Origin of the sequence: Exiguobacterium sp. R-17 (assembly GCF_049913315.1) — a bacterium.
Lineage (GTDB): Bacteria > Bacillota > Bacilli > Exiguobacteriales > Exiguobacteriaceae > Exiguobacterium_A.
The window spans coordinates 1-11,890 of the sequence record NZ_CP184372.1 but is presented as its reverse complement, the minus strand read 5'-3'; the positions used below and the strand labels follow the sequence as shown (position 1 = coordinate 11,890).

The following is an 11,890-nucleotide window of genomic DNA, read 5'->3' as shown; positions in this document are numbered from 1 at the left end:
GGCATGTCCCGTAAGGGACGTTTTCCTTAGAAAGGAGGTGATCCAGCCGCACCTTCCGATACGGCTACCTTGTTACGACTTCACCCCAATCATCTACCCCACCTTCGACGGCTGGCTCCTTGCGGTTACCTCACCGGCTTCGGGTGTTGCAAACTCTCGTGGTGTGACGGGCGGTGTGTACAAGACCCGGGAACGTATTCACCGCAGTATGCTGACCTGCGATTACTAGCGATTCCGACTTCATGCAGGCGAGTTGCAGCCTGCAATCCGAACTGGGAACGGCTTTATGGGATTGGCTCCACCTCGCGGTCTCGCTGCCCTTTGTACCGTCCATTGTAGCACGTGTGTAGCCCAACTCATAAGGGGCATGATGATTTGACGTCATCCCCACCTTCCTCCGGTTTGTCACCGGCAGTCTCCCTAGAGTGCCCAACTGAATGCTGGCAACTAAGGATAGGGGTTGCGCTCGTTGCGGGACTTAACCCAACATCTCACGACACGAGCTGACGACAACCATGCACCACCTGTCACCATTGTCCCCGAAGGGAAAACTTGATCTCTCAAGCGGTCAATGGGATGTCAAGAGTTGGTAAGGTTCTTCGCGTTGCTTCGAATTAAACCACATGCTCCACCGCTTGTGCGGGTCCCCGTCAATTCCTTTGAGTTTCAGCCTTGCGGCCGTACTCCCCAGGCGGAGTGCTTAATGCGTTAGCTTCAGCACTGAGGGGCGGAAACCCCCCAACACCTAGCACTCATCGTTTACGGCGTGGACTACCAGGGTATCTAATCCTGTTTGCTCCCCACGCTTTCGCGCCTCAGCGTCAGTTACAGACCAAAGAGTCGCCTTCGCCACTGGTGTTCCTCCACATCTCTACGCATTTCACCGCTACACGTGGAATTCCACTCTTCTCTTCTGTACTCAAGCCTTCCAGTTTCCAATGGCCCTCCCCGGTTGAGCCGGGGGCTTTCACATCAGACTTAAAAGGCCGCCTGCGCGCGCTTTACGCCCAATAATTCCGGACAACGCTTGCCACCTACGTATTACCGCGGCTGCTGGCACGTAGTTAGCCGTGGCTTTCTCGTAAGGTACCGTCAAGGTACGAGCATTTCCTCTCGTACGTGTTCTTCCCTTACAACAGAGTTTTACGATCCGAAAACCTTCATCACTCACGCGGCGTTGCTCCATCAGACTTTCGTCCATTGTGGAAGATTCCCTACTGCTGCCTCCCGTAGGAGTCTGGGCCGTGTCTCAGTCCCAGTGTGGCCGATCACCCTCTCAGGTCGGCTATGCATCGTCGCCTTGGTGGGCCGTTACCCCACCAACTAGCTAATGCACCGCAAGGCCATCTCAAGGTGACGCCGAAGCGCCTTTCATCAGCGGACCATGCGGTCCGTTGAACTATCCGGTATTAGCTCCGATTTCTCGGAGTTATCCCAATCCTTGAGGCAGGTTCCTTACGTGTTACTCACCCGTCCGCCGCTCATTCCACTGCCTTCCCTCCGAAGAGTTCCGTCAGCTTCCTGCGCTCGACTTGCATGTATTAGGCACGCCGCCAGCGTTCGTCCTGAGCCAGGATCAAACTCTCCATAAAGTGTTTGACTTGCTCGTTGTGTGACCGAAGCCACGATTGACGAAGCTTGCGCTTCATTCGTTTTTGTATTCCGTAGAATACGATTTTTGCCTCATCGTTCAGTTTTCAAAGTTCGTCCGCGCCTGTTTTGGCGACTCAATTAGAATATCAAGTCTGAAACAAGAAGTCAACAACTTTTTTGAAATTGTTTTTTCGTTTGTTTCAAGCGCTTGTCTTTGTTAAGGACATGTAATAATATATCATGCGTTTTATTATTGCGCAACACTTATTTTAAAATTATTTTTAAAATCATGAACAAACCTCTTGAACCTTACGAATTCGGCTCAAGAGGCTACTTATTCCTTATCAATCCATCAATTGAATGATGCTATGCTGTCGTTCTTCCATTAAATCAACGATGATCCTTCTTCCCTGGTCTTCATAAGAAATGACGGGGCGATCAAAGACTGGATTCTTTTGAGCGATTGTTGCAATCTTCCCATTACTCATCAATACGCGATCACCGACTTCAATCGGTAGAAGTAACTGTCCAAGCAACAATACATATTTTGAACAATATTGCATCGGTCGCGCTTTTAAATGACGATATGCGTCAAACGGCGTATACGCTTCCCGGTATGGGCGCCAACTTGTCATTGCAGCAAAAACATCTGCTACAATGAACAATCGAGCATGATCTGCAATCTTATCACCTTTTACCTTTAGAGGATAACCAGATCCATCTAAACGTTCATGATGTTGAACAATCAAACGATTTACCGTGTCGGAGATAATCGTCTCCTTTTGCAAGACTTGATATGCCATTGCCGGGTGACGTTGAAAAATTTCCTGTTGCATCGCTTCATAACGTTTCGTGTGACGCCATTCCATGATCCGCGCTAGTCCGTAATCCGCAAAATAAGATGCCGTCCACAGCTCATGGATCATTTTCCGTTCTTTTCTGACTGCTTCAGCGAGCATCTGGGCAACTGCTCCTCGATAAATGGCATGTCGCACAGTGTAAGCTTCCGTTCCCCGTTCAAGGAAGAATGGCAGAACATCTTGTCTCGTAATTTGTTCCGGGACGGACTGTTTGACCCAACTCAAAGCTTCATACACATTTGGCTTCATCCCCTGTTCCCATGACATGAAGACTTTATTATAGGAGCGAATGAACTCTTCAAAAGGATGTTCTATCTGCGCAGCCACTGTTTCAATCTGTATCTTTTCACCTTCGACAAGATCAGGACGATCCTCGATGGTGACTTCTTTAATCAAAAACCGTTGGATTCGTCGTAACTCGTCGGTTCCAATTTTTTTCCCTGCTTCTACGATCGGATGATCTGTATGTAAGTAGATCGATTCGGTTAAACGATCCCCGATGCGTAATTGGTCACTTGCCACTCGCATATCGCTTCGTTCCTTTCTCTTCTTTCTATATATGTAGATAAAAGCAGCAGAGTGGTATCACTCTGCTGCTTCCTTACTAACGTCTTGCTTACTCTTCCACTTCTTCTGAAGCATCCGATTCGACTACATTCTCTTCTGATACAAGATCCGTATCTTCTTCCGTTTCATCGGTTTCTTCTCGTTTCAGTTTCGCAACCGTTGCAACACGGTCACCTTCTTCAATTCGAATGACCTTCACCCCTTGGGTGTTGCGGCCGACACGTGAAATGTATTGCGAGTCTGTCCGAATAACGATACCGCTCTCTGTCATGATCATGATGTCATCATCGACATCAACGATTCGCATGGCAACGATTTGACCGACGCGATCTGTTACCTTACTCGCGATCAATCCTTTCCCACCACGCGATTGACTACGGAACTCGGTCATCGGTGTTCGTTTACCGAATCCTTTTTCCGTAATAACCAGAACATCTTGTGCATCACGTGCAAGTTCCATCCCGACGACGAAATCGTCTGGGCGTAACGTCATCGCTTTGACACCACGAGCACCACGTCCCATCGAGCGGACATTCGTGATTGGGAAACGAATCGCTTTCCCGCTTGTTGAAACAGCAAAGACTTCATCATCCGTCGATGCAAGACGAACGGATGTCAATTCATCGTCTTCAAACAACCGAATCGCAATCAAACCATTTTTGTTGATCCGGGCATATGCGGACAACGGTGAACGTTTGACGCGTCCTTTACGTGTCATGAAGATCAATGATTTTTGCTCATCTTGAACGACTTCTTCCGTTTCGAGCGCTTCTTCCGTCTCTTCAATCTCTCCTTCAACCACCTCGACAGGTGCTTCAGTTGCTTGTTGCTCCTCAAGATAACGTTTGAAGTTGACTGGAATCATCGTCTCGACCTTTTCATCGCGTTCAATTTGGATGAGGTTGATGATCGGCACACCTTTTGATGTCCGGCTCATCTCCGGTACTTCGTATCCACGAATCCGGTAGACTTTCCCGCGGTTCGTAAAGAATAGAATCGTATCATGCGTCGAACAAGACAAGAGACGCGTAACGTAATCCTCGTCGTTCGTTCCGATTCCTTGAACGCCACGTCCACCGCGGCGCTGTGTCCGGTACGAATCCGTCGTCATCCGTTTGATATAACCACTGCTTGTCAACGTGATGATGATATCCTGTTCCGGAATCAAGTCTTCATCTTCGAATTCGATATGATCCATCCGGATTTCCGTCCGACGCTCGTCGTTGAAACGTTCCTTCAACTCCTCGAGTTCTGTCCGGATCAAATCAAGCAAGACTTCTTCACTCGCAAGGATGCGGTTCAGTTCCGCGATCAATTGCATGATTTCGTCATATTCTGCTTCAATTTTTTCCCGCTCAAGACCTGTCAGGCGTTGTAAGCGCATATCGAGAATCGCTTGTGATTGTTTCTCAGATAACGCAAAACGCTCCATCAACTGTTCACGTGCTGCGTCTGCTGTCCGATTACCGCGAATGATTTGAATGACTTCATCCAAATGATCAAGCGCAATCCGTAGACCAGCGAGCAAGTGTTCACGTGCTTCTGCTTTTTCGAGATCGAACTGTGTCCGACGACGAACGATTTCTTTTTGATGCTCGAGGTAATGATAGAGCATTTCTTTAAGCGTCAATGTTTTTGGACGCCCTCCGACGATCGCAAGCATGTTGACACCAAATGTTGTTTGCATTGACGTCTGTTTATACAAGTTGTTTAAGATGACACTTGCATTCGCATCACGACGGACTTCCATGACGATCCGCATACCGCGGCGATCTGACTCATCCCGTAAATCGGTGATGCCTTCGATCTTTTTCTCGCGGACGAGATCGGCAATCTTTTCAACGAGGCGGGCTTTGTTGACCTGATAAGGCAACTCCGTCACGATGATCCGTTCCCGGTCTTTTTTCGTCTGTTCGATTTCTGCTTTCGCACGGACGATGATAGAGCCACGTCCTGTTTCATATGCGCGACGAATCCCGCTACGACCAAGAATTTCACCAGCTGTCGGGAAATCAGGTCCCGGAATGTGCTGCATCAGTTCTTGGATCGTGATTTCTGGGTCGTGAGACAATGCTAAGACACCATCGATGACCTCACCTAACTGGTGCGGCGGAATGTTCGTTGCCATCCCGACCGCGATCCCGCTTGAACCGTTGACGAGCAAGTTCGGGAAGCGCGACGGTAAGACTTCCGGTTCGCGTTCCGAACCATCGTAGTTATCTTTGAAGTCAACTGTGTTTTTGTTGATATCGCGAACGATCTCCATCGCGATTTTTGACATACGAGCTTCCGTATATCGCATCGCAGCCGCCGAGTCTCCATCGACTGAACCGAAGTTTCCGTGTCCATCGACGAGTTCGTAGCGGTAGCTGAAGTCTTGCGCCATGCGGACCATCGTGTCATAGACGGCAGAATCCCCGTGCGGGTGATACTTACCGATGACTTCCCCGACGATACGGGCAGACTTTTTATGTGGTTTATCGGCACGAATACCGAGGTCGTTCATCGCATAGAGAATCCGGCGGTGTCCGGGTTTTAAGCCGTCCCGTACGTCCGGAAGAGCACGTGCGACGATGACGCTCATCGCGTAGTCCATGAAGGACGTACGCATCTCTTGACTGATATTAATATCCTTGATGATTCCGTGATTTTGTTCGGACATGCTTCTGGCCACCCTCTCTGTTCAGCGTTAAATATCCAGGTTCTTGACGTAATGTGCGTGAGATTGAATGAAGTCGCGTCGTGGTTCGACCTGATCTCCCATCAAGATATCGAAGACTTCATCCGCTTCGATCGCATCTTGAAGCTCGACACGCAACATTTGACGACCACTTGGATCCATCGTCGTTTCCCAAAGCTGCTCTGGATCCATCTCTCCAAGACCTTTGTAGCGCTGAATATCGTACCGTGCGTTTTCAGGAAGCGCTGCAAGCGCCTCTGTCAATTCACGTTCGTTGTGCACGTACGTGATGTTCTTCCCTTGTTTGATTCCGTATAGCGGTGGCTGAGCGATATAGACGTATCCATGCTCGACAAGCGGACGCATGTAACGGTAGAAGAACGTCAACAAGAGTGTCCGGATGTGGGCACCATCGACATCGGCATCGGTCATGATGATGACTTTGTGGTAGCGTGCCTTCTCGATATTGAACTCAGAACCAATACTTGTCCCGAGTGCCGTGATGATCGTCCGGATCTCATTGCTTCCAAGAATCTTATCAAGACGTGCTTTCTCAACGTTCAAGATTTTACCGCGAATCGGTAAGATTGCTTGGAAATGACGATCACGTCCGGATTTCGCAGAACCACCCGCTGAGTCACCCTCAACGATATACAATTCGGAAATCGACGCATCACGTGACGAACAGTCGGCCAGTTTACCTGGAAGCGAGCTGACTTCAAGAACACCTTTACGGCGTGTCAATTCACGTGCGCGTTTCGCTGCCATCCGGGCGCGCGACGCCATCATCCCTTTTTCGACGATTGCGCGTGCGTTCGTCGGATTTTCAAGCATGAATTGCTCAAATGCACCAGAGAAGAGCGAATCCGTGACCGTACGTGCGTCGGAATTCCCAAGTTTCGTCTTCGTCTGTCCTTCGAACTGCGGGTTCGGGTGCTTGACAGAAACGATCGCTGTCATCCCTTCCCGTACGTCTTCACCGGACAGTGTACCGTCTGCATCCTTCATCAGACCGAACTTTTTCGCGTAATCATTGATGACGCGTGTCAAAGCTGTCTTGAAGCCGGTCTCGTGCGTACCACCCTCATGCGTCGGGATGTTGTTCGTGAACGAGTAGATATTTGACGCAAATCCATCGTTGTACTGAAGTGCAACTTCGACTTCGATGCCGTCTTTTGTGCCGTGTACGTAGACAGGTTCTGCGTGAACGACTTCTTTTGAACGGTTTAAGTGTTCGACGTAAGATTTAATCCCACCTTCGTAGTGGAAACTACGCGTCATCGGCTCATCCGCACGATCGTCCGTGATGATGATCTTCAAGCCTTTGTTTAAGAAAGCAAGTTCCCGCAGGCGTGTCGCTAGCAAATCGTAGTCATACTCGAGCGTTTCTTGGAAAATCTCACCGTCTGGGAAGAAACGAATCGTCGTTCCGGTCTCTTCTGATGTTCCAATCACTTCAAGATCTTGTGCTGGTACACCGCGATGATACGCTTGGTAATACAACTTTTCATTCCGTTTGACGAATACTTCAAGTTTCGTCGACAGGGCGTTAACGACCGAGGCCCCAACACCGTGTAATCCACCCGATACTTTATATCCGCCACCGCCGAATTTACCACCGGCGTGGAGGACTGTCAGGATGACCTCAACGGCAGGACGACCCATCTTCTCTTGAATGTCGACTGGAATACCGCGTCCGTTATCCTCGACTAAGATCGAGTTCCCTGGTTCGATCGTGACTTTGATCGTGTCACAGTATCCTGCGAGCGCCTCATCGATCGAGTTATCGACAATCTCCCATACGAGGTGATGGAGACCTTTTGATGCCGTCGAGCCGATATACATCCCTGGACGTTTACGTACTGCTTCTAATCCTTCAAGAACTTGAATCTGATCGGCACCGTATCCTTGTTCCAATTCCATATCTTCATGATTACTCATCGGTTTTCTCACCTACTGTTTCTTTATATGATGTCTCTTCCAAATCGACCGTCCCTTGTTTCACGTGGAACAACTTCGCTTGGTTGATCGTTTCATGCGCAATCCCATCGACGCTTGTCGTCGTCAGGATCGTCTGGACCTTTTGTTGCATCGTATCGAGCAAATGTGTTTGACGATGATCATCAAGCTCGGATAAGACATCGTCGAGTAGAAGAAGTGGATACTCTCCGACTTCCTCGTGAATCAATTCGATCTCTGCAAGCTTTAACGAGAGGGCTGCTGTTCGTTGTTGTCCTTGTGAACCATATGTTTGGACGTTTCGTCCGTTGACTTCCATCTCAAAGTCATCACGATGTGGTCCAAACAACGTAACTCCTCTTCGGATTTCATTTTCTTTTATTTTACCAAACTTCTGCGTGTAGGACGCAGTCATTCCTTCGACATCGAGTAATTCATTGCCAAATGTGTCCGAACGATAGATGAGCGCGAGTTCTTCCTGTCCACGACTAATTCCGTCATGAATCGGTCGTGCCCACTTTTCGAGTTGGGCCATGAAATGATGGCGGCGCTGAACGATTTTAACGGCTAGCGTAATCATTTGCTCCGTCAAGATATCAAGGAAGGTCTCGTCTCCTCCCTTCATGGACAGTTGTTTCAGCAACGCGTTGCGCTGCTTCAACACTTTCAGATACTGACTCAATTCATGCAAATAGACCGGGCTAACTTGACCGATCTCCATATCGAGAAACCGTCGGCGGACTTGTGGACTGCCTTTGACGATATGCAAATCTTCCGGGGCGAATAAAACGATGTTCAGTGCCCCGACATAATCACTCAAGCGTCGTTGCTCTAGATGATTTAGTTTTGCTTTTTTCCCGCGACCCGAGATGACGATCTCCTGGACATGAGAACCTGTTCGTTTGACGACACGTCCTTCGACGCGCGCCGTCTCCTGGTCCCAACCAATCAGTTCCTTATCATGCGTCGTCCGGTGAGACTTCGCGAGAGCGAGAACATAGATCGCTTCCAATAAGTTCGTCTTCCCTTGTGCATTTTCACCAATCAGAACATTCGTCTTTTCGGAGAATGACAGTTCGAGTGCGTCATAGTTGCGATAATGACTGAGTCGGACTGAATCCAGCCGCACGTTAGTTACCCTCGTTCTTGATGATGAACTGACCGTAGTCTTCTACATCAATGATGTCTCCATCCCGTAATTTACGACCACGTCGCTGATCGACTTCGCCGTTGACTAGAATTGGCACCTCTGCTAAAAACGGTTTGGCTTGCCCTCCGCTTGAGATGATATCCGACAGTTTCAGGAACTGCCCTAATGTGACATATTCCGTTGTAATTCTGATTTCTTGCATGGATTGACTCCTCCTACCTACATATTATAAATGACGTACTCTTTATTGTACTAAATATTGAACGATTTAGCAAAATTCCCGAACGTATATACGCTATACGAAAAAGACGGGTCCGATGTCGAAACGATCGAACCCGTCTTGTCACGTGTTTTATGTTGATGCTTACGCCGTCCGGACTGGAAGAATCAGTTGCAAGACGTTATCTTGATCAACTGGATGCAAGATGAATGGACGAATCGAACCCGTGAACTGGATTTCGATATCTGTCGCGTCAAGCGCCTTTAAGGCATCCATCATGTACTTCGAGTTGAACGAGATTTTCAGTTCTTCCCCTTCAAGCGAAAGGATGCTGACTTGCTCCGAGACTTTCCCGACTTCTGGTGAATGCGAAGAGATCTCGACCGCTGTCGTTCCTTCAGCTGCAAACTTGATGACGTTGTTACGGTCCTCACGTGCGAGCAGTGACGCGCGATCGATCGCTTGGAGCAATTCTTTCGCGTTCATGCGGACAGCTGTCCGATACTCTTCTGGAATCAAACGTGATGTATCCGGATAGTTTCCGTCAAGTAGACGCGAGAAGAAGAGGACGTGTTTCATCTTGAACAAGATTTGTTGGTTCGTGATCGTAATATCCACATGACCATCCCCAAGTAACTTCGATAATTCATTTAAGCTCTTACCAGGAACGATGACGTTCTGGAACGAGATGTCCGTATCTGTCTCAAACTGAGCACGACGCAGGGCTAAACGGTGACTATCCGTTGAGACACACGTCAAGATGCCTTTGTCGGCTGAGAAGTTCACACCTGTGAGAACAGGACGTGTTTCTTGAACAGCGACAGCAAAGCTTGTTTGACGAATCATCGACCGTAAGAGATCAGCCGGTAAACGGAAACGTTGTCCCCCATCGACTTGTGGAAGACGTGGGAACTCATCTGGATCAAGACCGTTTAAATGGAATTCCGCTGTTCCTGACTGAATCCGTGTCATGAAGTTCGGTGAGACTTCAAGTGTCACTTCGTCTTTTGGCATCTTTTTGACGATATCGCCGAAGAAGCGGGCATTCAAGACGACACTACCAGCACGGTGGACCGTGACATAAGACGTTCCGTTCTCTTCTGCATAGATCGTCCGTTCAATCGAGATTTCTGTATCGCTTCCTGTCAGCGTCATGCCATCTCCATGAGCTTCGAGTTTGATCCCTGTCAGAATCGGAATCGTCGTGCGGGATGAGACCGCTTTGGCTACATCTTGTACTGCTTGAATTAAAGCTTCGCGTTGAATGGTGATATGCATATCGTCGTTAGACTCCTCTCGAAAATAATGGGCATGCGCCCATCATAACATAATAATATATTTTTTTAATAATAGTCTTAGGGGCTGTGGATAGTGTGGATAAGTCGGTGGATAACTTGATATAGAGCCAAAAACGGTGTGGATAAGTTGTGGATAACCACCCTACTTTATCCACATGTTTATCCACAGTTTTACGAATGCTTCAACTCATGCTTGATTTGTTCGATGACTTTTCCTGTTTCACCGTCTGATTTGATCAACATACTGATCTTTTCATGGGCATGGATGACGGTGGTATGGTCGCGTCCTCCAAATTCCTCCCCAATCTTCGGTAATGAGCTTTCCGTCATCTCACGCGAAAGATACATCGCGATTTGACGTGGAAAGGCAATCGATTTCGTCCGTTTCTTCGCCTTAAGATCATCAAACGGCAAGTTGAAATGCTTACTGACCGACTCCTGGATGTCACGAATCGTGACTTTACGCGGTTCAGCGACTGGCATGATGTTATGCAAGGCTTCTGCAGCGACATTTGGATCAATCGGTCGTCCGACGAGATTCGCATAAGCGATGACACGCGTCAACGCTCCTTCGAGCTCACGGATATTCGTATCAATCTGACTCGCGATGTAGAGCATGACTTCGTTTGAGACATCAAGCTGTTCAGCATTCGCCTTTTTCCGTAAGATTGCAATCCGTGTCTCGAGATCCGGTGGCGTGATGTCGGTAATCAATCCCCATTCAAAACGAGAACGGAGCCGATCTTCAAGCGTTGGAATCTCTTTTGGCGGTCGGTCACTCGAAATGATGATTTGTTTTTGGTCGTTATGCAGTGCATTAAATGTGTGGAAAAACTCTTCTTGCGTCTGTTCTTTGCCCGCAAGGAACTGGATGTCATCAATTAAGAGGACATCGATGTTACGGTATTTATTTCGAAACTCAACCGTCTTATTATCACGGATGGAGTTAATAAAGTCATTTGTAAAGCGTTCAGAAGAGACATAGGCAATCCGTGTCCCAAGATTTTGATCTTGAACGTACTGTCCGATGGCATGCATCAGATGGGTTTTGCCAAGACCAACGCCACCGTAGATGAAAAGCGGATTATATGCTTTAGCAGGTGCTTCAGCAACAGCCAGTGAAGCGGCGTGTGCAAAACGGTTCCCCGATCCGATGACAAATGTATCGAACGTGTACTTCTCATTTAATTGTCCAAGTTCACTCATCGTCAGTTCATCTGTCGGTTTGCGCGTGTTCAATGGACGTGATTTTGGAGCCGGTGTTGCTTCGATCCGTTCCTCTTCTTGTCGATCGAGCATTTTCTTCGCTTGTCCCTCTTCAATGAACTGAATATCGAGTCGGCTTCCGGTTACTTCCTCAACTGTGTCTTCGAGTAAAGATAAGTACTGGCGCTCAAGCCACGTCACCGTAAATGCAGCCGGTGCTGAAACGAGTAAAGTCGTTCCATTTAGCGTAACGCCTTCTGTGGACTTCAACCACATATCATAACTGGCTTTCGGTGTTCGTTCCTCTTCCTCAATCACAGATAAGACATTATGCCAAAGTTCGGCAGCGTTTTTCAT

7 protein-coding genes and 1 rRNA gene are annotated in these 11,890 nt (G+C 48.2%); all 8 read right to left on the bottom strand.

Annotated elements, in window-relative coordinates:
- Positions 1-30: 30 nt before the first annotated feature.
- The 8 genes from ACN9MT_RS00040 to dnaA all read right to left on the bottom strand — a co-directional run bounded on the left by ACN9MT_RS00040 (position 31) and on the right by dnaA (position 11,890).
- Positions 31-1,592: ribosomal RNA gene (locus ACN9MT_RS00040) — 16S ribosomal RNA — on the bottom strand.
- A gap of 345 nt (positions 1,593-1,937) precedes the next feature.
- Complete coding sequence (locus ACN9MT_RS00035) at positions 1,938-2,981, bottom strand: HD-GYP domain-containing protein (protein WP_035411716.1); 1,044 nt, start codon at positions 2,979-2,981, stop codon at positions 1,938-1,940.
- Between the two features lie 88 nt (positions 2,982-3,069).
- A complete protein-coding gene (gyrA, locus tag ACN9MT_RS00030) occupies positions 3,070-5,682 on the bottom strand; it encodes a DNA gyrase subunit A (protein ID WP_035411718.1) in 2,613 nt (870 codons plus the stop codon).
- Positions 5,683-5,709: 27 nt separating this feature from the next.
- Positions 5,710-7,623, bottom strand: a complete 1,914-nt coding sequence (gene gyrB, locus ACN9MT_RS00025) for a DNA topoisomerase (ATP-hydrolyzing) subunit B (RefSeq protein WP_200864062.1) — start codon at positions 7,621-7,623, stop codon at positions 5,710-5,712.
- 10 nt (positions 7,624-7,633) lie between these two features.
- Positions 7,634-8,788 carry a DNA replication/repair protein RecF gene (gene recF / locus ACN9MT_RS00020; protein WP_214856529.1) on the bottom strand — a complete coding sequence of 385 codons (1,155 nt, stop codon included), beginning with the start codon at positions 8,786-8,788 and terminating at the stop codon, positions 7,634-7,636.
- Position 8,789: 1 nt separating this feature from the next.
- Positions 8,790-9,011, bottom strand: a complete 222-nt coding sequence (gene yaaA / locus ACN9MT_RS00015) for a S4 domain-containing protein YaaA (protein WP_023469865.1) — start codon at positions 9,009-9,011, stop codon at positions 8,790-8,792.
- A gap of 162 nt (positions 9,012-9,173) precedes the next feature.
- Positions 9,174-10,307 (bottom strand): DNA polymerase III subunit beta, encoded by a 1,134-nt coding sequence (dnaN, locus tag ACN9MT_RS00010; RefSeq protein ID WP_023469864.1) that lies wholly within the window; start codon positions 10,305-10,307, stop codon positions 9,174-9,176.
- A 191-nt stretch (positions 10,308-10,498) separates the two neighbouring features.
- Positions 10,499-11,890 carry a chromosomal replication initiator protein DnaA gene (gene dnaA / locus ACN9MT_RS00005; protein WP_056064610.1) on the bottom strand — a complete coding sequence of 464 codons (1,392 nt, stop codon included), beginning with the start codon at positions 11,888-11,890 and terminating at the stop codon, positions 10,499-10,501.